Raw genomic sequence first — 23,756 nt, forward strand, 5'->3', positions numbered from 1 at the left:
CACCAGTCTCCGGACACCAGACACCCACCCAAAGGTATTCCCCGTTCATGCAGGTTGTGATCGTCGAATCGCCATCCAAGGCGAAGACCATCAACAAGTATTTAGGTAAGGACTACAAGGTCCTGGCCTCCTATGGTCACATCCGTGACCTGCCGTCCAAGAATGGCTCCGTCGATCCTGACGAAGATTTCTCGATGGTATGGGAGAGCGATTCGAGGTCCAAGCAGCACGTCTCGGACATCCTTGATGCGGTCAAGGCGGCCGACGGCGTCATCCTCGCCACCGACCCCGATCGCGAAGGCGAAGCGATCTCCTGGCACCTTCTCGAAGTCCTGCAAAAGCGCAAGGTTCTCAAAGACAAGCCCGTCAAACGAGTTGCATTTAACGCCATCACCAAACGCGCCGTCGAAGAAGCGATGGCTGAGCCTCGCGATATCGACCAGCATCTGGTTGATGCCTATCTGGCACGCCGCGCGCTCGACTATCTCGTCGGCTTCACGCTCTCACCCGTCCTGTGGCGCAAGCTGCCCGGCGCCCGGTCCGCCGGCCGGGTCCAGTCGGTCGCCCTGCGGCTGATCTGCGAGCGCGAGCTCGAAATCGAAAAATTCGTCCCCGAAGAGTTCTGGACCCTCGAGGCGCAAGTCACTTCCGGGGGAAGTGATCCGTTCACGGCACGCCTGACCCGGCTTGACGGCGAGAAGCTCGAGAAATTCTCGCTGACCTCCGAAGCCGATGGGGCACGCGCGAAAGCCGCCGTCGAAGGCGCAAGCTTCACCATCGGTTCGGTTGAGGCAAAACCGACCAAGCGTAATCCAGCCGCGCCCTTCACTACGTCGACCCTGCAGCAGGAAGCTTCGCGCAAGCTTGGGTTTAATGCCCGCCGGACGATGCAGACCGCCCAGCGGCTCTATGAAGGGATCACGATCGGCGGGGAGACAACTGGCCTCATCACCTATATGCGGACCGACGGCATCGACATGGCGCCCGAGGCCGTCATGGCCTGCCGCGACGAGATCAAATCCGCGTATGGCGAGAATTATGTGCCGTCCTCGCCGCGCATGTATAAATCAAAACAGAAGAATGCGCAGGAAGCTCATGAATGTATCCGGCCGACCGACTTTCGTCGGCACCCGGACAGCCTCAAGGGCCTCGATCAGGATCAATACCGGCTATACGATCTGATCTGGAAACGCGCCATGGCCTGCCAGATGGAGGCCGCCCGGCTCGAGCAGACAACTATTGATGTCGAAAGTACCGACAAACAGGTCGCCCTTCGCGCGACCGGCTCGGTCATCACTTTTGACGGTTTCCTCAAGCTCTATCAGGAAGGCCGCGACGATGATGATGACGAGAATTCAAGCCGCCTTCCCAAGGTAAGTCAGGGCGCTGGCGCGGATGTTAAAGATCCGTCCCCGGATCAGCATTTCACGCAACCACCGCCCCGCTTTACTGAAGCAAGTCTCGTAAAACGGCTTGAGGAATTGGGTATTGGCCGACCTTCGACCTATGCATCGATCATCTCGACGCTACAGGACCGGACCTATGTCACGATGGACAAGAACCGGTTCATTCCCGACGACAAGGGCCGGATTGTTACCGCCTTCCTAGAGAATTTCTTCGGCCGATATGTCGAATATGACTTCACGGCAAATCTGGAAGAAACGCTCGACGAGATTTCCAACGGCGATGTTCAGTGGAAAGCATTTCTTCGGGAATTCTGGAATCAGTTCAACGCAAACGTTGAGGAGATGAAGCCTCTCCGCATCACTGAAGTTCTCGATGCCCTTAACGAGGCTCTCGGCCCGCACATTTTTCCCGAACGCGAAGATGGCAAGCCGGCGAGAGAATGTCCGCTTTGTGCGGAAGGTGAGCTGTCCCTCAAAGTTGGCCGTCAGGGCGCTTTCGTCGGTTGCTCACGCTATCCAGATTGCAAATATACCCGCTCACTCGGTCAGTCAGGTGACGAGCCCGACGCATTTGAAGACAAGCAGCTTGGCGTTGATCCGGATACGTCCCTTCCTGTCTGGCTGAAAACCGGCCGGTTCGGCCCCTATGTTCAGCTTGGCGAAGAAGACCCCGAGTCCAAGGAGAAACCCAAACGCGCCTCGATCCCAAAGACATGGGAAGCAGCTTCCCTCGATTTCGACGGGGCGATGAAGCTCCTCAACCTGCCGCGCGATGTCGGTCCGCACCCGGAAGATGGCGAGACCATAACCGCTGCGATCGGCCGCTATGGCCCCTATATCCGGCATGGCAAGACTTCCGCCAGCCTTGAAACCGTCGAGGATGTCTTTGAGATCGGTATCAACCGCGCCGTCTCGGTGCTCGAAGACAAGAAAAAGAACCCGGGCCGTGGCCGGGGTTCCGCCGCCAAGGCGAAACGAGAGCTTGGCAATCACCCGGTCACGGGCGAGCCCATCGGAGTCTTTGACGGCCGTTTTGGCCCCTATGTGAAGCACGAGAAGACCAATGCGACGATCCCCGCCGGGGTCGATCCTGACGAGATCACGCTTGATCATGCGGTCGAGCTGATCACCGCGCGCGAAGCGAAAGTCGCGGCCAAGAAGGGCACCAAGAAAAAGGCGACCAAGAAGAAGGCCACGAAAAAGAAAGCCGCCAAGAAAAAAACAGCCAAAAAGGCGACGAAGAAAGCCGCCAAAAAGGCTACCAAGAAAGCGGAATCATAAGTCGGAGGGCGCTGAGGCTCCCTCCTCTTATCCCTTATAGCTTCCGCGCAATCTTGATCGATGCCTGGAACTCGCCATGATCAGGATAATGAGCAACTTCCGTCACGACATAGCGTTCCCAGCCGCCCTGATCATTTTTGAAGGCGACCTGCTCTCCCATGCGCGGCAGCGCCTCGAATGGCAGGGTTTCCTTGTAATCGGGGCCGAAAACTTCGATTTCGATGGTCATTGCCTGCTCGCTCCTGATCGACTGCACCAATCTTGAGCCGATCCCGACCGTTCCGAAAAGTCTTCTCTGCACAAGGAATTTTGATATGCCCCTCACGCTTTACGGCCTCAAAAACTGTGACACCTGCAAGAAGGCACTCAAAGCCTTGGGCGATCAGGATGTCCATTTTGTCGACATCCGAGCCGAGGCGGACCTTGAGGAAAAAGTCCCTGCCTGGCTGAAGGCCGCAGGCGCGGAGTCGCTGGTCAACAAACGCTCGACGACATGGCGGCAGCTTTCCGATGCTGAGAAGGCCGCGGGCGAAAGCGGGGATGCGGCAGACCTACTGATCGCCCATCCGACGCTGATCAAACGTCCAGTGATCGAAGCGGACAAGGCGGTTCATGTCGGCTGGACACCCGCCATCTCAAAAGCATTGTTGGGTGAGTAGCTCTCACTGGCTTAAATGCTTGAAGGTAACTGGCCTCAGGCTTAGCACCATTCTTGGGACAACATTCTCTATTCCTGAATGTTGAGAGAGAGGAGCTTTGATTATGGCCTTGAAATGGATTCTGGCTGGCAGCGCAGGCATTGCCGCTCTGACCGGTGTGACGCTGAATGTCGAATGGCAACCGCAAGATGACGGTGTCTCGTTCATTCCGCCGATTGCTTTCAGCTCAGCCCTTTGTGGCGGCAAGGATGGCTTGGCTGCTCGCCGTCAGTTTTTCGTCAGCGCGGCGGCTGCATATGCGGCAGCTCTTCCGGAGGTCACGTCAGACGGCTCTATTTCCGATGAGACCCTGAGCCGTCTGGGGTTTGAGATTACGACATCGAGCCCGGAAGCGCAGCTCTGGTTTGATCGTGGCATGGCGCTTGTCTACGGGTTCAATCACGAGGCCGCCGCAACAGCATTCCGAAAAGCTCAGACAGCTGATCCTGATTGCGCCATGTGTTTCTGGGCAGAAGGGCTCGCATACGGCCCCAATATCAATCTGCCTATGGATGAAATTGCCGGCGCAAAGGCCATTGCAGCAACGCAAAAAGCCGCTGAACTCTCCGGCAATGCATCAGAGCGCGAGCGTGCATTAATCGATGCCCTGATGAAGCGTTATTCGGACGATCCAGAAGCGGATCGCGGCGCGCTTGATCTGGCATTTGCCGAGGCTATGGATGAAGTCGCTCTTCTCTACCCGGAAGATAACGTCATTGCCGTTATTGCGGCGGAAGCCAATATGGACACGCAAGCCTGGGATTACTGGGAGGTCGATGGCCTGACGCCAAAAGGACGTTCCGCACGCACACTCTCTCTCCTCGAAGGCATTCTGGCCCGTAAACCTGATTACGCCCCTGCCATTCATTTATATATCCACCTGACAGAGGCATCCAATAACCCCTACAGAGCCGTTCCTTATGCGGATGAATTGGCTGCCCTTGCGCCAGAACTTGGTCACTTGGTTCATATGCCCGCACATACCTATTACCGTGTGGGAGACTGGAAGAAATCGATTTCACACAATATCGCGGCTGTCGCTGCGGATGAAGCATTTCTCGCCAACAATGAAGCGAGCGTGATTTATGAGTATGGTTATTACACGCACAATCTGCACTTCCTGCTGACTTCTGCCCAGACAGGGGGTGACAGCGAGACGGCGCTTGCGCTCGCGAAGAAGCTCGATGAAAAACTGCCCCTCGAAATGGCAACGAGCGCACCCTGGATCCAGCCAGTGAAAGCTGCCCCCTATTACACGATGGCGCAGTTTGGCGCACCTGGTGACGTACTCGCGATGGAAGATCCGGGTGATGATATTCCGTTCCTGAAAGCCGCCTGGCACTATGCAAGAGGTGAAGCGCTGGCCAGCATGGCCCGCACCGACGATGCACGCGCAGAGGCTGCCGCGATTGCAAGCATTGCCGCAAATACCGATTTCAGTGAACTGATCGGTGGCGGCGTTCCCGCGGATGGCGTCCTTGAAGTCAGCCGCCTGACGATTCTTGCGCGCGCGGCCGCAGCGGAAGGCGATTATGAAACCGCCGTTGAGGCGATGGAGCGCGCCGTCATTCTGCAGGACGGCTTTCCTTACATGGAGCCGCCCTTCTGGTATTATCCTTCGAAACAGACTCTGGCGGCAATGGTTCTCCTGACCGGAGATCACGACCGGGCTCGCCAGCTCTTCCATGAAACGCTCGTTCAGTCTCCCAATAATGCGTGGGCATTATTCGGCCTTGCTGAGGCCTATCGACGCGAAGGTGAGCGGTCTGGCGCAAAGCTTGCCGACAAGCTTTTCAAAGACGCCTGGCTTGGAGAACGCGGGACCAGACCGAAATTGATGCATCTCTGATCGAGCGCATGATCTCCTTCTTGCGTCGAGGCCCGAACAGCGCTCGCATATGCTTATGCGTCTTTTTAGCCTGACCATCATTGCGTGCCTTACGGCTGGCTGCACTCTTCTGAAGCCGGTGCCCGGCTGGCAGCCAGAACGCCCCGTTGTCATCGGGTCGACCAGCTATGACTGGAGCGTGCCGCTCCTGACTGATGCGGTGGTGGACACGATCGACTTTGAAGGTGGCGCCATCATCCGTGTGGAACCCAAGCTGGAGAAGACATCGATCCTGTTTGCAGGACCTCAAGGACGATATGTTGTTGAGATCGAGACCGTCGCGCCGAACACATCTACCGTCACGCTTGGCTACCCGCAGGATTCAATAGGCGCGACGCCGGAAATCGCCGACGGGTTTTTCGCATCGCTCGAGAAACGCCTCGGCATGGTGAACTAGTCGAGTAGCAACCGGCGGATCGCCGCCAGTTCCGTCTCGAATGCTTCCGTGCCCGGAGAGACAAGCTCGACATGCCCGCCAGGCACCTCAACGAAATGTGCTTCATCCCCTGAAAGGTCAGCCTTCAATGTCCATTGCTCGCCCAGAATGGACGGCGCGATGCGATCCCGCGCACCATTGATGCTGACCTGAATCGTGCCGAGCGGCAGGAGATTGACTGGTGAGGTTTCGGAGAACCCGTTCGGGCCTTCAAGCCTGTCCTTGATATCGGCAAGGCAGGATTTGAGGGTCAGCGGTTCGGACGCTTCAAGATCGGCAAGCCCGCCGGAATTAACGACACCGTAGAGGCGTGCAGGATCTTCCGTGTAAAGCGCGCTTGATGACGGCAGGCGATGCCGCCCCGCCGCCCAGATCGCCAGATGACCACCCGCCGAGTGACCAAATGCAACGATTTTTGACGTATCAAGACCGAATTCGCCCCCGCGCTCCATCAGCGCATCGGCGGCGCGCCCGACATCGAGGAAAGTGCCGGGATAGCCGCCCCCCTCCTCATCGACGCCACGATATTCGATGTTCCAGACTGCAATTCCCGCTGCACGCAGGGCTTCGGCCGAGTAATTCATCAGAGTACGGTCGGCGATGGCCTTCTGCCAGCAGCCGCCATGGATCATCAGGACAACCGGGTGTGGTCCCTCGCCCTCCGGCAGCCAGAGATCGACAATATCGGTGTCGCCGTCGCCAATCCGTATAGATTGCGTCGGTGCAGGCAATGGGCGACCCAGAAGGTCCGGCCAGCTCATCAATGGCGCATCATCGCGCAAATCGGCTTGCGGTGGGCTGATCACTGGCGGCACGCCTGCATGAGCAGAAACGACGAGCAAGAGCGGCAGGAGAGCCGAGCCAAGGATACGCCTCACGCCTTGCGCCGTCCGAATTTGATCAGCAGCCAGAGGACAAGGATCGAAGCCGCCGCAAAGCCGATCTGGATAAGAAGACTGCCGCCTGCATCCCCTCTGCCGCCCGCATCGATCGAGGAGGTGCCCACTCGCTCACCACCGGCGGTGCCCGTATCGGCGCCGGAAAGATTCGCGATCAGCCCGCTCCATTTATCCGCAAGATCGGCGATAGCGGCGAGCGCCATATTACCGCCCGAGCGCAACAGCGCATCGGTATCAACCCCCATATGGTCTTTGAGAATATCGAGCGAGGTCAACCCCAGCGTGCCGAGCGCAGCCAGCAGCATGAAAAGCCGGACGATGAAAGAAAACATGGGACGCCTCCCGTTGTGACGCCTTAAGAGTCGCATCCGGACGGGCGCGCGTCAATCGTGACCCGGCCCCCGCGACCCTGTAAGGCGGTCTGATGACGACGAGTTTCCCCTCCTCTTTTGACGATTGTGTGGCACGCGACCGGGACGACCCTTTGGCCGAGCGGCGCGATCTTTTCGCATTGCCTGATGGGCTTCTTTATCTAGACGGTCATTCGTTGGGCCCGGCGACGCACAAGGCGCTGGCCCGGCTGGAACAGGCAGCAAAAGACGAATGGGCCCAAGGGCTTATCAGGTCGTGGAATGATGCGGGCTGGATCGATCTTGCACGGGACACCGGCGCCCGGATCGCAAGGCTGATCGGCGCCGGACCGGACGAAGTGCTGGTCTGCGATTCGGTCTCGACCAATCTCTTCAAGCTCGCCGCTGCTGCGCGGGACCTATCGGCCTCCCCCACTCTGATTATCGAGGAGGACGAGTTCCCGACGGACCAGTATATCGCCGAGGGGCTTGCGCAACTAACGAAGTCCAATTTGCTTCGTGTACGGCCCGATGAGGGGCTCCAGCGGCTGGCCGAGACCGGCGGGATCCTGATCCGCAGTGCAGTCAATTACCGAACCGCAGCGGTTGCAGATATGAAGGAGGCTGAAAAGGTCGCGGACCTTTCCGGCGGGGTGATCGTCTGGGATCTCAGCCATGCGACGGGGGTTCTGGCGCTAGATATGTCGATTGCGCGACTGGCGGCAGGGTGTACGTATAAATATCTCAATGGCGGCCCCGGCGCACCCGCCTTTATTTATGTGCGGCAGGATGTGGCGAACCGGATCACAAGTCCGCTCCCCGGCTGGATGGGACATAAATCCCCATTCAACTTTGCCAGTCATTATGAGCCGGCAGACGGCGTCGCCCGCTTTGCAAATGGCACACCGCCTATCCTGTCGCTTTCAGCGCTCGCAGCTGCGCTTGATGCGTTTGAAGGGATCACACCCGCAGAGCTTGAAGCGAAAGCCAGAGCTTTGGGAGACTTCTGCCTGTCGCTGGCGGAAAAGATCGGCCTACAGAGCAGCTCACCTGCCATAAGCACGCGCCGGGGCGGTCATGTCACGCTTCATCATGAAAATGGCTATGCCATCATTCAGGCACTTATCGCTCGCGGGATCATCGGTGATTTTCGGTCACCCGATGCCATGCGGTTCGGGTTTTCTCCCCTTTATACAGGCTTTGCGGATGTCTGGCGCGCCATGGACGCGCTCGGAGATGTGCTGAAGACCGGAGAATGGGACAGCCCCACCTTCCTCGCGCGCGCAAAAGTGACGTAATTGCGGCCTACGGAACTGTTAGCATCACCGCGCGGAACGGCAGCCGCGACTTCACGTTTTCTTCTTGTTGACAGACATGGAGGCGAACGATGTTCGACCGGAGAATACTGCTTGTGACCGCGGCGTCGCTTTCCCTTGCCGCATGTGGCGATAACGCTTCGACCGAGGCCGACTTTGCTGAGAATGATGTCGAGGACCAGAAGGCCCCGACCGAGGATATGACGGCGGTAGAACCCGCCTTTGTCCGTGCCGACAGCATCGATATCGAGGACCAGCTTGATGGCGCGACGAGTTCGGAAGACCTCTTCGAAGACGATCATCCCGTTATGCTTGCCTATGTGCGGGATACGGATGATGTCGAAGAACTGGTCAATGAGAAATTCGAGGAAGCCGACCGTGACGGCAATGGCGAACTCGATGATCGCGAATATCTGACCGTCGCCGTGGCCCTTGGCCAGTCTTATACGGAGCCAACTGTACCGCTGGTACCGATGGATGAAACGGGTGATGTGACGGATGAAACCGAGACGGCCGAAGCCGATACGGAAGAAGCCGAAGCTGAACCCGTCTCCGTCGAAGGCTGGCGCGTCGCCAGCCACACCGAATTCCGCGATGCCGTTGCCGGTGAAAACGAAGCTGTTGAACGCAGCGAGCTTCGCGAGGCCCTGATGGCCCGGTTCGAAGCGGCGGATACGGATGACAGTGGCGCCCTTGATGAAGAAGAGTTCGAGATGTTCTCCTTCTACGCCCGAGCGGTGCCGAGTTCGGTCTAAGCCCTGAATGCCCCCTTAAAGGCGAGGCCCAGAGCCTCGCCTTTTTCATATTGCGATCCCTCCCCGTCTGCCGCAAATCCGGGAGATGATCGGCTTCCTCAAGCAGAATTTCCGCTGGATTGCTGGCGGCGCCTTGCTGACCTTCGCGTCGAGCTTCGGGCAGACCTTTTTCGTCTCAGGGGCCAGTGCCGAATGGCGGGCGCTCTTTGGGCTGAGTGATGGCCAGTTCGGCACGCTATACATGATTGCGACGCTGTGCAGCGCACTGTCGTTGCCCTTTATCGGCCGACTGGTCGATGTCTGGCCTGAGCACAAGGTCATCATGCTGACCATCCCGGTGCTGGCCTTTGCCTGTCTGCTCGCCGCCTATGCGCCCAACGTGCTGGTCCTGGGGTTTGCGATCTATCTATTGCGGCTCTTTGGCCAGGGGATGATGAGCCATATCGCGATCACCGCGACGGGACGGTGGTTTGCCGCCCAGCGCGGGCGCGCCATGTCGCTGGTCGTGCTCGGCCATCAGGGCGGCGAAGCGATCCTCCCGTCCCTTTACGTGGCGATCTCACTGGCAGCCGGATGGCAGATGGCGTGGACACTTGGCGCAGGCGCGCTCCTGCTTATTGCCCTGCCAATCGCGGTCACCGCTTTCCGGGTACCGCGAACGCCGCGAGGACATGCGCCGGAGATCGAGACCGAGGCCCGCAACTGGACTCGCGCGGAAGCCTTACGCGACCCGATCTTCTGGGTCCTTTTAATGGGTGTCCTTGCCCCGCCCTTTATCGGCACAACGATTTTCTTCCATCAGGATTACCTGACCGCTTATCGCGGCTGGCCGGCCGCCCTTTTTGCGACGGGCTTTACCGCCATGGCACTGACGACAGTCTGTTTCGCGCTTATCTGTGGGGCGTTGATCGATCGCTTCGGGGCAAGGCGCATCCTGCCGTTCTTCCTGATCCCCCTGTCGAGCGCGTGTTTCTCTGCCTCAGTGATCGAAAGCGGGACCGGGCTTTATGTCTTCATGATCCTGCTGGGGGTCAGTTACGGCTTCTCCTCGACCCTGTTCGGTAGTCTGTGGCCGGAGATTTACGGCACGAAACATTTAGGCGCGATCCGCTCGGTGATGATGCCCTTCATGGTCTTTGCGACCGCCGCAGGCCCCGGCATCACCGGCACGCTGATTGATCGCGGCGTCTCGCTGCCAACCCAACTGTTAGCGATGGGCAGTTATTGCCTCATCGCCTGCGTGATCATGGGGTTTGCCTCATGGCGCCTGCGTCACAGGTAAGAACGCTCAGTCGCCGTCCTTTTTGACAACCGCTGCCTCGATCTTCGAGACCTTGTTGTATTGTGCGAAGAGTACGATCCACAGCTCGCATGTGACACGCCAAACCAGCACGCCGACAACATAGCCGAAACAGGTCAATAGCAGACCAGAAAATCCTGCCCCGAAACTTAGCCGGAACGCCGCCAGCGCTGCGAACAAGGACCCCAAAGCACCGAGCGTGATGAAGATAAGTCCGATGTAATACAAAAGTTTGATGAGCCCTTCGCCCATCAGCTTGTCGAAACTCAGCAGCTTACCGATCATGACAAAAACTCCCTCTAAAGCCGTCAGCTCTAGAGGGAGTCGTTTCGATTACAAAAAGAGGAAATCCGTAAAACCGATCAGTCGTCGATCTTGCGGAAACTCTTGATCTTTGTCGGATTCTTGGGCGGCTCGCCCTTATGGATCGCGTGAACAGCATCCATGCCTTCGACCACACGGCCCCAGGCAGTATACTGATTATCAAGGAAGGTCGCATCATCAATGCAGATGAAGAACTGGCTCGACGCCGAGTTCGGATCCTGCGCGCGCGCCATAGAGCAGACGCCCTCGACATGCGGGGTGTCGTTGAATTCAGCCGGAATGTTCTCATCCGCGCCGCCCATGCCATTGCCGTCCGGGCAACCGCCCTGGGCCATGAAGCCGTCAATGACGCGGTGGAAAGTCAGGCCGTCATAGAAGCCGTCTTCTGCAAGACGTGCGATCTGTTCAACGTGTTTCGGCGCCTTGTCATCGAACGCCTCGATGATCACGTCGCCGGTTTCAAGTTCAAGTTTGAGTTTGGTCATTCTGTGAGTTCGCCATTGATTCGGATGGGCACGTCGATACCGCAAGCCTCTCGGACATAGCCATTCGACGTCACGCGAAGGCTGGTCGTGAGATACTTCTCGAAGGTATCGGACGCAGGGTTTAGATATTCGACTGTCTGCTGTTCCGCCGCTGGCAATTGCCGCATCATCCGCATCCGGACGATAGGTGTCGGCCGTACAGGCGGCTCACCACGCGAGATCCGCTTAGCATGCTGGAAGCCGCTGACGACTTTGCCCCAGACCGTATAGCCCTGATCCAGCGAGCCGCGGCGGTCGCCATACATGATGAAGAACTGGCTGTTCGCGCTGTTCGGTGATTGCGCGCGCGCCATAGACATGACGCCCTGACAATGGAGGCCCCAAAGGGCGTAGACGTCATTATTGAGGAATTTCGGCAGAGTCGGCGGCTGGGTGCCAACCGGAACAACGCCGACAAAACCGATCTGTGCGGCGCGGTCATCCCGGCCGATAATCGCGACGTTCGAAACATGCGCTGCATCCTGCGCAAATTCGCCGGCAATGTCCGGCAGCTCAGAGCCGCCTGTGCCGGTGCCCGTCGGATCCCCGCCTTGCGCCATGAAGCCGTCAATCACGCGGTGGAAGATCGTGCCGTTGTAGAAGCCCTGGCTGGTCAAAGTGCGAACGCGCTCAATATGGTTTGGCGCCAGCTCCGGCTGCATCGCGATGATCATCGGCCCCGAAGGCAGGTCCATCACGACCAGATTGTCGGGATTGATGGTGATCCAGTCGCTCTGCGGCGCCTGTTCGACCATCTCACGCAGGGATTGCTGGGGCGTATTTGATTGCGCCACCGAAACGGCCGGCAGGAAAGCCATAAGGGCGGCAGCGCCAGCCATGGCCATAAGCTTATTTCTCGACAAGGGATGCCCTTTCGTCCTGATCAGGAAGTGGGATAGCGGATTGGACGCGCGGCGCAAAGACGCTGCGTCCTAAATCGTTGGAGAGGCAAAAATACCGATTCTGGCTCGGATTAGATAGCGAGGTCGCCGCAGGGTCCGGTATCCGCCAGCAGATCGCCCGCCGCTTTGTCATTCCGGTCTTCCCAATCAAGGAGGACGACGAATGGGATTGCTGGATGGAAGAACGGTCATCATCACGGGCGCAAGTTCGGGCGTCGGTGAAGCCGCCGCGTATCTTTTCGCAAATGAAGGCGCGAATGTCGTTCTGACCGCGCGGCGGGCCACACGGCTCGAAGAGATCTGCGGGCGGATCGCGGACCAGGGCGGCAAAGCAAGCTTCATCGCCGGCGATCTCACCGATGCGGCGCTGCATAAGGCGCTGGTCGTGGAAGCTGTCCACCGGTTCGGCGGGCTTGATGCGGCCTTTAACAATGCAGGCGATCTTGGCGCCCTCGCCCCGACGGCTGAGCTAACCGACCAGGGATGGCGCGAGACGATTGAGCTCAATCTGACAGGGCATTTTCTTGCCGCGCGGGCGCAGATCCCGGCCCTGCTTGAAAGCGGGCATGGCTCGCTGATCTTCACGTCGAGCTTTGTCGGCCCCGAGGTCGGGTTTCCTTCCATGGCCGCCTATGCCGCCGCGAAAGCAGGACTTGTCGGGCTGATGCGCGTGATTTCCTCCGAATACGCCCCAATGGGCTTGCGCGCCAATGCGATCCTTTCGGGCGGCATCGATACGCCGATGGGCCGGGAGTCTGCGAACAGCCCGGAGGCTATGGATTACGTGAAGAACCTGCACGCGCTTAAGCGGATCGCTGCGCCTGAAGAGATTGCGAATGCCGCGCTTTATCTGGCCTCGGATCTGTCGAGTTTCGTGACCGGCACGGCCCACTCGGTCGAAGGCGGGGTCACGACCAGCCGGACATGATCAGCGGCCGACTTTCTTGAGGAGTTTCGGGACCACCGTGTCGGGCACGAAGGAAGAGATATCCCCGCCGAGCCGGGCGATTTCCTTGACCAGTTTCGAGGCAATCGCCTGGTAGCGGGCATCCGCCATCAGAAAGACGGTCTCGATTTCCTCATTCAGAAATGAGTTCATGCCGACCATCTGGAATTCATATTCGAAGTCGGAAACCGCCCGTAAGCCTCGGATGATGACATCGGCCTTACAGTCCTCCGCGAAGCTCATCAGCAGATCATCGAAGGGTTTGACGACGATGTTGGCACGCTGGCCCTCATCCATGCCGTCAAGCGCTTCCTTGATCATCTCGACCCGCTCATCGAGGTCGAAGAGCGGTCCTTTGTCCTCATTGATCGCGACCCCGATGATCAACGTATCGACGAGCTTCACCGCCCGGCGGATAATATCCGTATGCCCCAGCGTGATCGGGTCAAACGTGCCAGGATAGAGGCCGGTGAGTGAGGTCATATCGGATCTCTTGAGATGGCTGCATCATAAGTAGAAGATGAAACCTTCAACGCCTCACCTCCGTCACTTACAATGAGATACTCCTTAGGCACATTATTTAACACAAGCAATGCAGGGATGTAGGCATCCCTCAGAATGCGCCGTAATTTGTTCACGCTATTACCGTTATTTGAAACAAAGTCCATGCTCGTGGGGTCTTCAATAGTCAACAGTTCCTTCACCTTATCTACCGCTCTCCCATAGTCATCTGCTATTTCCGAAGATATCACAGGAAACAATAAGAACTGTCGACGACCTAAAAGTGACCGCGCGTCACTCACCTTATTAGTCACTTCCTTCCGAGCTTCAGGGGAGTCTTCAGACTCCTGAAAAACATTTAGAGACTGGAGTATTTTGGCTTGTACCTTGCTGAGACGTACAATTGCTGCACGCGGCTTGTTAGGGATCGCCAATATCATACTAATGAGCAAAAATAACAATCCTAGCGTCAAGTCTCCAGCGTACTCGTCAAAAAGATTTTCTCTCCCCCCTCCATCTATTATCAGCAATATCAGTAAACAGACAGCTGCAGAGCTACCCAGTAATAATATCCTAACACCAAACCCGACTTGTCGCATTTATTTCCCCCGACAAAACAAGACTAAATCTCTTCGGCTTCCTCGCCAGCTTCACCGCCCTCACCTTCAGGGACATGCTCGACAGAGACGACATGCTCGTCCTCGCGGGTGGTGATGATCTTCACGCCTTGCGTGTTCCGGCCCGCAATGCGGATATCATGGACGGGTGTACGGATGAGCTGGCCGCCATTGGTGACCAGCATGATCTCATCGGCATTCTCGACCGGGAAGGAGGCAACGACCTTGCCGTTCCGGTCACTGGTGACGATGCCGATAATGCCCTTCCCGCCCCGGCCGGATGTCCGGTACTCAAAGGAAGAAGAGCGCTTGCCGTAGCCGTTTTCGGTGACCGCGAGGATGAACTGCTCGGCCGCCTCCATTTGGGCGATGCGCTCAGGGCTGAGCGCGGCTTCGCCGCCTTCAGTCTCGGCATCCGAGCCTTCCGTTTCACCTTCACCTGCCGCACGCCGCATGGCCGCGGAGTGCTTGAGATAGGCGCGGGCCTCTTCAGGCGTCGTGTCGAGATGGCGCAGGATTGCCATCGACATCACCCGGTCCATGCCGAATTTCTCACCCTCTGAGAGGCGGATACCGCGCACCCCGGTACTCGTCCGGCCACTGAAGACACGGACTGCATCCACGGGGAAGCGGATCGTATTGCCGTGCTGGGTCGTCAGGAGGAAGTCATCTTCTTCCCGCGCGATCGCCACACCGACCAGCGTGTCGCCTTCGTCTAGCTTCATGGCGATCTTGCCGGCTTTGTTGATCTGCGTGAAGTCCGAGAGCTTGTTGCGCCGGACATTCCCGCTGGCCGTGGCAAAGACAATATCCATCTCCGCCCACTGATCTTCATCAGTCGGCAGCGGCAGAATATTCGTCACACGCTCATCCTGCTCAAGCGGCAGGAGATTGATGAACGCCTTGCCGCGTGAGGTGGGCGCGCCTTCCGGCAGCCGCCAGAGCTTGAGCTTGTAGGCCATGCCTCTGTCGGTGAAGAATAAAAGCGGCGTATGCGTATTGCCGACAAAGAGTTGGGAGACGAAATCCTCGTCCTTCATCGCCATGCCGGAGCGGCCCTTGCCGCCGCGGCGTTGCGCCCGATAGGTGTCGAGCGCGGTCCGCTTGACGTAACCCGCATGGGTGACGGTCACGACCATCTCTTCCTGCGCGATGAGGTCTTCATCTTCCATCTCGATGGCGTCGATAAAGTCTGTCTTGCGCGGGGTCGCGAATTTCTCGCGCACCTCGGAAAGCTCTTCCTTGATGATCGTCAGCACACGGTCACGATTACGCAGGATATCGAGATAATCCGCGATTTTCTCGGCAAGGCCCTGTAATTCGTCGCCGATCTCGTCGCGGCCAAGCGCGGTCAGACGTTGCAGCCGCAGATCAAGGATCGCGCGGGCTTGCGTCTCGGAGAGCTTCAGCGTGCCATCTTCCTGCAGGGAGTGGCGCGGGTCGGCGACGAGCGCCACGAGTGGCGCAAGGTCTTTCGCCGGCCAGTTGCGCGCCATCAGTTCTTCACGCGCGGCATTAGGGTTCGGCGCCTCGCGGATCAGCTTGACGACCTCATCGATATTGGCGACCGAAATCGCAAGACCGACCAATACATGCGCGCGGTCACGCGCCTTGTTGAGCAGGAATTTCGTCCGTCTCGTGATGACGTCTTCGCGGAAATAGATGAAGCTCTTAAGGACGGAGCGCAGTGTCATCTGCTCCGGCCGTCCGCGGTTCAGTGCGAGGATGTTGTAGGAGAAGGTCGTCTGCAGCGGGGTCTGCTTGTAGAGATTGTTGAGCACAACCTCGGCATTGGCATCGCGCTTCATCTCGACGACGACGCGGATCCCCTGACGGTCGCTTTCGTCGCGCAGATCAGCAATGCCTTCGAGTTTCTTCTCGCGCACCAGCATGGCGATGCGCTCGACCATGGCAGCCTTGTTCACCTGATAGGGAATCTCGGTGATGATGACTGCATAGCGGTCCTTGCGGATCTCCTCGATCGTCGCCTTGCCGCGCATGATGACCGAGCCGCGGCCCGTCGTCAGCGCCTGACGCGCGCCAGAATGCCCAAGGATCGACGCGCCGGTCGGGAAGTCCGGACCCGGCACAATCTCAAGAAGCTCCGTGTCGGTGATTTCGGGATTATCGACCATCTGGATGGTCGCATCGACGATCTCGCCAAGGTTATGCGGCGGAATGTTGGTCGCCATCCCGACGGCGATGCCGCCCCCGCCATTGACGAGAAGGTTGGGGAATTTGGCAGGCAGGACGATGGGTTCTTTTCGTTCCCCGTCATAGGTATCCTGAAAGTCGATCGTGTCCTTGTCGATATCGTCGAGAAGGTAGTTCGCAACCTCCTCCATCCGGCATTCCGTGTACCGCATGGCCGCGGCCGGATCATTATCGATGGAGCCGAAATTCCCCTGCCCGTCGATCAGAGGCACGCGCATGGAGAAATCCTGCGCGAGGCGCACAAGCGCGTCATAGACCGCCGAATCACCATGCGGGTGATATTTACCGATCACGTCGCCGACGACGTTGGCCGATTTCCGGTGCTTCTTGTCAAAGGTGAAGCCGGTCTGCTGCATCGACCAGAGGATGCGGCGGTGAACGGGTTTGAGCCCGTCTCGCGCGTCCGGAATGGCCCGCGACACAATGACCGACATGGCATAGTCCAGATAGGACTTCTCCATCTCGTCAGTGATGGAAATCCGCCCGATTCCGGGGGGCAGCTCTCCATATCCCTTGGGGGAATCGTCGTCCTGGTTCTCGTCGGAAGGTGTGTTTTCGTCTTCGGGATCAGCCACGGGAATACTAGCGTTCTTTCGTCAGAATCATTGGAAGGCCGGGTTAGCAAAACCGTCATGGAACTGCCATGACGAAAGCGCCCCAAAGGCCCGAGAGGAGTAATAAATGTTTCGCATGATTTGCCTGTCTGCCGCCAGTTTTCTTGCAGTTTCCGCATGTGGAGGGGGCGATGAGCCCAAGCCTGTGGAAAACGCCGCCGAAGAGGCGCCCCAACCAGAACTGGCGCCTGAAATGGCAAGCGAAGAAGCTCCTGCCGAAATGGAAATGGCCGAAGAACATCACGAGCATCATGAGATCCCCGCTCCTGCCGCGGGCGAAGACATGCGCGTTGATTTCACCGGCACAGATGGCGAGGCGACCGGCGAAGCAGTCGTGGTCAGCGGCCCGCACGGCATGCTGATGCGTGTCGACCTGGTGGACCTCGAGCACGGCTTTCACGGGATGCATCTGCATCAGGTCGGGGACTGTTCGGATTTCGATGGCGGCTTCAAGCTCTCAGGCAGCCACATCAACCCGACCGGCAAAGAGCACGGCCTGATGAACCCCGCGGGGTTCGAGCTGGCCGACATCCCGAACATCTATGTCCATCATAATGGCCATGCGCGGGCGGAGATCTTCGTGGCGGGCCTGACGCTGGAAGACGCGATGGACGAGGACGGCTTTGCCATTGTCGTGCATGAGAACCCCGACGATCACATGACCCAGCCGATCGGTGGCGCTGGTGCTCGCGTCGCCTGCGCATCATTCAACGTCTTCTAATCCGATGTCCGACAACAAGACTGTCCCGACCGATGTCGACCCGAAAGAGTTTCTGAGCGCCGTCGAGCATGACCGGCGGCGCGAAGACGGCTTTGCCCTGCTCGAGATGATGAACCGGGTGACGAAACTGAAGCCGGTGATGTGGGGGCCCTCCATCATCGGATATGGTCAGTATCACTACAAATATGATTCAGGCCGCGAAGGGGATTTCTTTTATTGCGGCTTTTCTCCGCGAAAAGCGAACATGTCGCTCTATTTCATTCCCGGATATGGAACGTATAGTGAGTTTTTCACGCGCCTCGGCAAGCACAAGACGGGCGCCTCCTGCGTCTATATCAACAAGCTCGCCGACATCGACATGGGCGTGCTTGAAGAACTGACCGCCGCTTGCGTGAAACACATGAAAGCGACTTACGGCTGAGCCCCGCCCTTCCGGGCTTACGGCTCACGCGCTTTTCCCCTAAGAGCCGCTTTTCCGGCGCTTGCCGGGTCCGATCCGCAAGGGAAAGCCATCGCCCCCGTGACAAGCGCGCCGAAACATTCGCCCGCCCTGATGGGCGCCTTCTGGATGATCATGGCCGGGGTCGCCTATGCGACCGGCAATATCCTGATCCAGCAGATGACCATGGTCTTGGGCTTTCCGACAGCTTCCATCGCCTTCTGGCAATATGGCATCGCGCTTCTCTTCTCCCTGCCATATGTACTGAAGATCGGTTTGCGATCGATGCGCTCCCAGCATCCGATGATGCATCTGGTGCGGATCGTCCTTTCGGCGTGCGGGGTGCAGGCATGGACATTCGGTCTCGCCTCCGTGCCGATCAGCCAGGCGATTGCGCTGGTCATGACCTCGCCCTTCTTCATCATTATCGGCGCGCGACTGTTTCTCGGTGAGCGGGTCGGCGCATCGCGCTGGGCGGCAACTGCGGTCGGCTTCGCTGGTGCTCTCATCATCCTTCAGCCCTGGTCTGAAGCCTTTACGCCTGCTGCGCTATTGCCGGTGCTGGCCGCCCTCCTTTGGGGCGGGGTGTCGCTCATCACCAAGCGGCTCACGGCGGTTGAACGGCCCGAGGCGATCACCATCTGGCTTCTCTTGCTCCTCACCCCGATCAATTTTGCCGTGGCGCTCGGCGGCGGGTTCGAGATCCCGACAGGTGGCCTGATCTTGCTCCTTGGCTCACTGGGGATTGTCACCGCGCTGGCGCAGTATTTCCTGACCCTCGCCTATGCGAGCGCAGATGCAGCCTATGTGCAGCCCTTTGATGATCTCAAACTGCCGCTCAATGTGATTGGCGGCTGGTTGGTCTTCGGCTTTGCGCCCTCTCCCGTCTTCTGGGTCGGTGGCGTGATGATCCTCGGCGCCTCGCTCTTCATCATGACCCGCGAGCGGCAGCAGGAAGTCAGGCGCAATTAGGCCGGCGTTTCTGCCGCAGGCGTGCCCGGCTTCTCATCGTCCTCTTCTGATCTCGGATCCATCTCATAGACAGCAGGCGTCGTCCTCGGCATCGGCACATATGGCTCTTGCTGCGTGGGTGATGCCCGCTGGGTCAACCGGTAGAAGCTGAACGCGACCAAGACCGCATAGACGATCCCTACCCAGATGAAGATGACATTCGCGCCGAAGGGGCCAATCAGCAGCGGTACCAGCGTCGGGCCGAGAACGGCCGCGATGCCGTAGAGCATCAGAAGACCGCCATTAACCTGCACATAGGTGCCGGGCTCGGCATGGTCATTCGCATGGGCCGCGGCGAGCCCGAAATTGGGCAGCGCAAAGACCCCGAATGCCGCGCCTGCGATGATCAATGCGGTCTGCCCAATCCCTGCGACAAGCGGCAACAGAAGCGCCGTCACCATGCCGCCGATAGCACATCCGATCAGCACATGGCGGCGGTCGAGCTTGTCCGACAGCATGCCGAACGGCCATTGCGCCACGGCGCCGCCAAGGATGATCGCCGCCATGAAAAGACCGACCGTCCCCTTCTCATAGCCTGCCTCAGTGACAAAGACGGGGCCGAGCCCCCAGAAGGCCGAGGCACTGAGCCCAACCCCGACGGCGGTTGCGGCGGCGAGTGGCGACAGCTTCCAGAGCTTTTTCAGATCGAGCTTGGCGGTCGCCGGGACATCGGGCTGGGTCACGCGGGTCAGCGCGACGGGCACGAGCGAGACGGAGACCGCAATCGACATGACGATAAAGACCGGAAAGGCCAGCGGGTTGAAGAGCCCGACACTGGCCTGCGCCAGCGTCACGGTCGTGAAATCAGTGATCCTGTAGGCGGAAAGCACCCGCCCCCGCGTTTCATTCGTAGACAGCTCATTCAGCCAAGACTCAAGGATCATATAGAGCGAGGCCATGCAGAAGCCTGAGACAATTCTGAGCGGCAGCCAGAGCCCGGCATAGTCAAACAGCGAATAGGCAAGCGTTGCGGCCGACGCGATCGACGCAAAGGCTGTGAAGGCGCGCACATGGCCGACACGCGCGATAAAGCCCGGCGCGAAACGGCACCCGCCAATAAAACCGAGAAAGTAGAAGGAGTATAAGAGCCCGACGATGAGATCGGAGAAACCTGTCTCAATCGCGCGGAGCGCAAGGATTGTGTTCTGCATCCCGTTCGCACTGAGCAGAAGCGCGGTCGCGAGCAGGAGCGGAATTAGGGAGCGTATTCGGGCCATGCCCTCGCGCTAGCTGTGAATGCGAGTGGTGAAAAGGGGCAGGTTGCGACCTGTCACAACCTTATCCAACAACACGCCTCGCCCTTCGAGACGCTGCCGCCTCATCCTGAGGACCGGCAGACATGCCAGTCTGCCGGTGGACTCGAAGAACGGCGGCTCCTCAGGGTGAGGCTATCGCGAGAACAGGACCTTACTCGCCATACCCCTCGGGGAGTTCGAGGCCGGTGTGATAGCCGATAAAGGCCCACATATCGGCGAACTCCTCGATGATCTTGTCGGTCGGCTTGCCAGAGCCGTGCCCCGCCCTCGTCTCGATACGGATGAGTTTGGGGGCTGGGCCCGTCTCCGCCGCCTGAAGGGCCGCGATATATTTGAAGCTGTGGCCGGGGACGACCCGATCATCCGTATCCGCCGTCGTCACGAGCACAGCCGGATATTCCGCGCCATCCTTGATATTGTGATAGGGCGAATAGGCGTAATTCACCTTGAAGTCCGACTCGCTTTCAGACGGATTGCCGTAATCATCGGTCCAGTAGCGACCGGCGGTGAACTTGTTAAAACGCAGCATGTCCATGACGCCGACCTGCGGCAGCGCCGCCGCAAAAAGGTCAGGACGCTGATTGGTCACGGCCCCAACGAGGAGCCCGCCATTCGAGCGGCCCCGGATCGCCAGCTGGTCTTTTGATGTGGTGCCTTGGGCGATCAGATATTCGCCCGCCGCGATGAAATCATCAAAGACGTTCTGCTTGTTCGCAAGGCGCCCCTCATCATGCCATTCGCGACCATATTCGCCACCGCCACGAATATTGGCGAGCGCGTGAACGCCGCCCATTTCCATCCAGGCGAGGGTCGTCACATCGAAGCTGGGGCGGATCGAGATATTGAAGCCGCCATAGCCGTAGAGATGGGTCGGCGCGCCCTTCGACAAATCGAGGTCTTTCTTGTGCGCGATGAACATCGGGATTTCCCGTCCGTCCTTGGACGGATAGAAAACCTGCTCGACGACATAATCATCCGGATTGAAGGTCAGCTCCGGTGCCTTGAATTCCTCGGTTTCACCGGTCTCGACATCATAGCGGTAGATGGTCGAAGGCCGGTCAAAGCTTGAATAGGAATAGAAGGTCTCGGCATTGTCTTTAGCACCTTCGAAGCCGCCGGCCGTGCCAAGGCCCGGCAGCTCAACCTCGCCGATCTCTTCGCCCTCGGTCGAGAAGAGAAGCACGGTGGTAGCAACATCCTTGAGATATTCCGCGATCAGCTTGCCGCCTACATAGGAAACATCAACGAGGACCGTGCCGTATTCGGGGATCACTTCGGTCCAGTTTTCTTCCAGCGGATTATCAAGATCTATGGCGACAACCCGGCCCTTCGGTGCATTCCGGTTGGTCCGGACAAAGAGCGTCCGGCCCTCCGCGCCAATGAAGCTGTAATCATCCTCAAAGCCCTCGATGATCATCGTCGGCTCAGTCTCGCCTGCCTCTAGGTCCTGCACGGCAATCTCATAGGCGTCATCCGTGCCCAGAGAGTTGACGACGATCAGGAAGCGCTTGTCGACGACATAGCCGGAAACGCCGATTTCGGGATTGTCAGCGCGCTCGAAAACCAGTGCGTCCTCAGCCTGATCCGTGCCGAGCTTGTGGAAGTAGAGCTTCTGGTCAAAATTGAGCGACTGAAAGGCAGCCCCCTCTTCGGGAGCCGGGAAGCGGGAGTAATAGAACCCCTCACCCGATGGATGCCAAGAGAGCCCGGAGAATTTCACCCATTCAAGGCTGTCATCCATGGTCTCGCCGCTCTCGACATTAAGCACTTTGACAGTGCGCCAGTCAGAACCGCCATCCTGGATCGAGTAGGCAACATATTCCCCACCCGGAGAAACGGATGTCGCCGACAATGCGGTCGCGCCATCTGTCGCCCAGCCATTAGGATCGATCAGGACGCGGGGCTCACCATTCAGCCCTTCCTGCACATAGAAGACATACTGGTTCTGGAGACCATCATTGCGGCGGTAGAAATATTTCCCGCCTTCCTCGGTCGGGATCGAGAATTTCTCGTAATCCCACAGCTCAGTCATCCGTGCCTTGATCGAATCGCGCATCGGCAGCGTATCGAGATAGGCATAGGTCACGGCGTTCTGGGCTTCGACCCATTCGGCGACTTCTTCTGACTCGCGGACATCATCCTCAAGCCAGCGATAAGGGTCTGAGACGATCGTGCCGTAGAAATCATCGGTCTGCTCGACGGTTTTCGTCTCGGGATAGGTCAGGCCGACGATTACTTCTTCTGATACTTCAGGCGCAGCAGCTTCGGTCGTGGCTTCTTCCCCGCCACCGCAGGCGGCGAGCAGGAACAAGGCAGAGCCCAGAAAAAGAGTGTTCTTATTTTTCATTGTGTTTCTCCCAGGCCTGACTAACGGCGGTAACTCGGGTTGTAGTTCTCGGCTTTCGACATGGCGTCGATATAGCGGACGGTACCGGATTTACTCCGCATGACGACAGTATGGGTCTGGACCTGATCGCCTACCCATTTGACACCTTTAAGCATTGAGCCATCAGTGACGCCGGTGGCGGCGAACATGACATCGCCGGAGGCAAGGTCATAGAGCCCGTATTTCTTGTCGAGATCGGTGATCCCAGCCTTGGCGGCGCGAGCACGTTCCTCATCGTTCCGGAAAAGGAGCCGGCCCTGCATCTGCCCACCGACACAGCGCAGTGCGGCAGCGGCCAGCACGCCTTCGGGAGCTCCGCCAGAACCCATATAAAGATCGATGCCGGTCGCGGGATCCGTCGTGTGGAAGACCCCGGCGACGTCGCCGTCAGAGATGAGGAAAACCCGCGCATCGACCTGACGCGCCGCTTCAATGATATGCTCATGACGCGGACGGTCGAGGACGCAGAGCGTAATCTCGGAGGGCTTCACGCCTTTGGCCTTGGCGAGGTTCTCGATATTCTCAACGACCGGGGCATCAAGGTCGATGACCCCTTCGGGATAGCCCGGCCCGCAGGCGATCTTCTGCATATAGACGTCCGGGCTGTGGAGCAGCGTGCCGCCCGTCGCCATGGCGACGACAGCTAGCGCGTTTTGCATCGCTTTTGCGGTCAGCGTCGTCCCCTCCAGCGGGTCGAGCGCGATATCGACCTTGGGCCCGCCCTTGCCGACCTTCTCGCCGATATAGAGCATCGGTGCCTCGTCCCGCTCGCCCTCGCCGATGACGATCGTGCCGTCGATGTCGAGCTTGTTGAGCGCATTGCGCAGCGCCGTGACGGCTTCCTGATCGGCGCCTTCCTTGTCGCCCCGCCCGATCATGGTCGAGGCGGCAACAGCGGCAGCTTCGGTGCAGCGGCCCAGTTCAATCGTCAGGATGCGGTCAAGATATTCTGTCTGGCTGGCTTCCATTACT

At 58.7% G+C, this 23,756-nt stretch carries 23 protein-coding genes; 11 read left to right on the forward strand and 12 right to left on the reverse strand.

Annotated features, from left to right (window positions below; genetic code table 11):
* Positions 1 to 47 precede the first annotated feature (47 nt).
* The gene (topA, locus tag DX908_RS01860) at positions 48 to 2,687 is read left to right on the forward strand and encodes a type I DNA topoisomerase (RefSeq protein ID WP_116390761.1); all 2,640 of its coding nucleotides are present in this window, start codon (positions 48 to 50) and stop codon (positions 2,685 to 2,687) included.
* Positions 2,688 to 2,721: 34 nt separating this feature from the next.
* Here the strand turns inward: topA and DX908_RS01865 are convergent, their stop codons facing one another.
* The gene (locus tag DX908_RS01865) at positions 2,722 to 2,916 is read right to left on the reverse strand and encodes a hypothetical protein (protein WP_116390762.1); all 195 of its coding nucleotides are present in this window, start codon (positions 2,914 to 2,916) and stop codon (positions 2,722 to 2,724) included.
* On the opposite strand from DX908_RS01865, the gene DX908_RS01870 reads away from it, so the two are divergent.
* The 3 genes from DX908_RS01870 (at position 2,909) to DX908_RS01880 (ending at position 5,670) form a co-directional block, all read left to right on the forward strand.
* Entirely contained in the window at positions 2,909 to 3,346 is a 438-nt protein-coding gene (locus tag DX908_RS01870; RefSeq protein ID WP_199564555.1) for an ArsC/Spx/MgsR family protein, read from the forward strand. The two genes, DX908_RS01865 and DX908_RS01870, sit on opposite strands and share 8 nt — an antisense overlap.
* Positions 3,347 to 3,449: 103 nt before the next feature.
* Positions 3,450 to 5,234 carry a tetratricopeptide repeat protein gene (locus DX908_RS01875; RefSeq protein ID WP_116390764.1) on the forward strand — a complete coding sequence of 595 codons (1,785 nt, stop codon included), beginning with the start codon at positions 3,450 to 3,452 and terminating at the stop codon, positions 5,232 to 5,234.
* A gap of 55 nt (positions 5,235 to 5,289) precedes the next feature.
* Positions 5,290 to 5,670, forward strand: a complete 381-nt coding sequence (locus DX908_RS01880; protein ID WP_158548425.1) for a hypothetical protein — start codon at positions 5,290 to 5,292, stop codon at positions 5,668 to 5,670.
* On the opposite strand, the gene DX908_RS01885 is transcribed toward DX908_RS01880, so the two are convergent.
* Both DX908_RS01885 and DX908_RS01890 read right to left on the reverse strand, forming a co-directional pair.
* Positions 5,667 to 6,587 (reverse strand): alpha/beta hydrolase family protein, encoded by a 921-nt coding sequence (locus DX908_RS01885; RefSeq protein ID WP_199564556.1) that lies wholly within the window; start codon positions 6,585 to 6,587, stop codon positions 5,667 to 5,669. The two genes, DX908_RS01880 and DX908_RS01885, sit on opposite strands and share 4 nt — an antisense overlap.
* The gene (locus DX908_RS01890) at positions 6,584 to 6,940 is read right to left on the reverse strand and encodes a hypothetical protein (RefSeq protein WP_116390766.1); all 357 of its coding nucleotides are present in this window, start codon (positions 6,938 to 6,940) and stop codon (positions 6,584 to 6,586) included. The genes DX908_RS01885 and DX908_RS01890 overlap by 4 nt, the downstream gene beginning before the upstream one ends.
* Positions 6,941 to 7,032: 92 nt before the next feature.
* Here DX908_RS01890 and DX908_RS01895 point away from each other — a divergent pair, with 92 nt between their 5' ends.
* The 3 genes from DX908_RS01895 (at position 7,033) to DX908_RS01905 (ending at position 10,311) form a co-directional block, all read left to right on the forward strand.
* Positions 7,033 to 8,256: an aminotransferase class V-fold PLP-dependent enzyme gene (locus DX908_RS01895; protein WP_116390767.1), complete on the forward strand. Its 1,224-nt coding sequence runs from the start codon at positions 7,033 to 7,035 to the stop codon at positions 8,254 to 8,256.
* A gap of 89 nt (positions 8,257 to 8,345) precedes the next feature.
* Positions 8,346 to 9,029, forward strand: a complete 684-nt coding sequence (locus DX908_RS01900) for a hypothetical protein (protein ID WP_116390768.1) — start codon at positions 8,346 to 8,348, stop codon at positions 9,027 to 9,029.
* Between the two features lie 85 nt (positions 9,030 to 9,114).
* Positions 9,115 to 10,311, forward strand: a complete 1,197-nt coding sequence (locus DX908_RS01905) for an MFS transporter (RefSeq protein WP_116390769.1) — start codon at positions 9,115 to 9,117, stop codon at positions 10,309 to 10,311.
* Positions 10,312 to 10,317: 6 nt separating this feature from the next.
* Here DX908_RS01905 and DX908_RS01910 read toward each other — a convergent pair whose 3' ends face one another.
* The 3 genes from DX908_RS01910 to DX908_RS01920 form a co-directional block, all read right to left on the reverse strand.
* The gene (locus DX908_RS01910; RefSeq protein WP_116390770.1) at positions 10,318 to 10,614 is read right to left on the reverse strand and encodes a DUF4282 domain-containing protein; all 297 of its coding nucleotides are present in this window, start codon (positions 10,612 to 10,614) and stop codon (positions 10,318 to 10,320) included.
* A gap of 77 nt (positions 10,615 to 10,691) precedes the next feature.
* Positions 10,692 to 11,138: a peptidylprolyl isomerase gene (locus DX908_RS01915; protein ID WP_116390771.1), complete on the reverse strand. Its 447-nt coding sequence runs from the start codon at positions 11,136 to 11,138 to the stop codon at positions 10,692 to 10,694.
* Complete coding sequence (locus DX908_RS01920; protein ID WP_158548426.1) at positions 11,135 to 12,016, reverse strand: peptidylprolyl isomerase; 882 nt, start codon at positions 12,014 to 12,016, stop codon at positions 11,135 to 11,137. The genes DX908_RS01915 and DX908_RS01920 overlap by 4 nt, the downstream gene beginning before the upstream one ends.
* Before the next feature lie 226 nt (positions 12,017 to 12,242).
* Here DX908_RS01920 and DX908_RS01925 point away from each other — a divergent pair, with 226 nt between their 5' ends.
* A complete protein-coding gene (locus DX908_RS01925; RefSeq protein ID WP_116390773.1) occupies positions 12,243 to 13,007 on the forward strand; it encodes an SDR family oxidoreductase in 765 nt (254 codons plus the stop codon).
* On the opposite strand, the gene coaD is transcribed toward DX908_RS01925, so the two are convergent.
* The 3 genes from coaD to gyrA are packed head-to-tail and all read right to left on the reverse strand — an operon-like array spanning position 13,008 to position 16,932.
* Positions 13,008 to 13,508, reverse strand: a complete 501-nt coding sequence (gene coaD, locus DX908_RS01930; RefSeq protein WP_116390774.1) for a pantetheine-phosphate adenylyltransferase — start codon at positions 13,506 to 13,508, stop codon at positions 13,008 to 13,010.
* Positions 13,505 to 14,125, reverse strand: a complete 621-nt coding sequence (locus DX908_RS01935; RefSeq protein WP_116390775.1) for a hypothetical protein — start codon at positions 14,123 to 14,125, stop codon at positions 13,505 to 13,507. The genes coaD and DX908_RS01935 overlap by 4 nt, the downstream gene beginning before the upstream one ends.
* Positions 14,126 to 14,148: 23 nt before the next feature.
* Positions 14,149 to 16,932 carry a DNA gyrase subunit A gene (gene gyrA, locus DX908_RS01940; RefSeq protein WP_116390776.1) on the reverse strand — a complete coding sequence of 928 codons (2,784 nt, stop codon included), beginning with the start codon at positions 16,930 to 16,932 and terminating at the stop codon, positions 14,149 to 14,151.
* A gap of 106 nt (positions 16,933 to 17,038) precedes the next feature.
* Here gyrA and DX908_RS01945 point away from each other — a divergent pair, with 106 nt between their 5' ends.
* From DX908_RS01945 to DX908_RS01955, 3 genes are all read left to right on the forward strand, one after another.
* A complete protein-coding gene (locus DX908_RS01945) occupies positions 17,039 to 17,692 on the forward strand; it encodes a superoxide dismutase family protein (protein WP_116390777.1) in 654 nt (217 codons plus the stop codon).
* 4 nt (positions 17,693 to 17,696) lie between these two features.
* Complete coding sequence (locus DX908_RS01950) at positions 17,697 to 18,113, forward strand: DUF1801 domain-containing protein (protein ID WP_116390778.1); 417 nt, start codon at positions 17,697 to 17,699, stop codon at positions 18,111 to 18,113.
* A 90-nt stretch (positions 18,114 to 18,203) separates the two neighbouring features.
* Positions 18,204 to 19,103: a DMT family transporter gene (locus DX908_RS01955; protein ID WP_438943327.1), complete on the forward strand. Its 900-nt coding sequence runs from the start codon at positions 18,204 to 18,206 to the stop codon at positions 19,101 to 19,103.
* Here the strand turns inward: DX908_RS01955 and DX908_RS01960 are convergent.
* The 3 genes from DX908_RS01960 to glpX all read right to left on the reverse strand — a co-directional run bounded on the left by DX908_RS01960 (position 19,100) and on the right by glpX (position 23,752).
* Entirely contained in the window at positions 19,100 to 20,359 is a 1,260-nt protein-coding gene (locus DX908_RS01960) for an MFS transporter (RefSeq protein WP_116390779.1), read from the reverse strand. The genes DX908_RS01955 and DX908_RS01960 overlap by 4 nt on opposite strands.
* Before the next feature lie 190 nt (positions 20,360 to 20,549).
* Positions 20,550 to 22,745 carry a prolyl oligopeptidase family serine peptidase gene (locus DX908_RS01965; RefSeq protein ID WP_116390780.1) on the reverse strand — a complete coding sequence of 732 codons (2,196 nt, stop codon included), beginning with the start codon at positions 22,743 to 22,745 and terminating at the stop codon, positions 20,550 to 20,552.
* Between the two features lie 20 nt (positions 22,746 to 22,765).
* Positions 22,766 to 23,752: a class II fructose-bisphosphatase gene (gene glpX / locus DX908_RS01970; RefSeq protein WP_116390781.1), complete on the reverse strand. Its 987-nt coding sequence runs from the start codon at positions 23,750 to 23,752 to the stop codon at positions 22,766 to 22,768.
* Positions 23,753 to 23,756 lie beyond the last annotated feature (4 nt).

It is taken from the genome of Parvularcula marina (genome assembly GCF_003399445.1).
Lineage (GTDB): Bacteria > Pseudomonadota > Alphaproteobacteria > Caulobacterales > Parvularculaceae > Parvularcula > Parvularcula marina.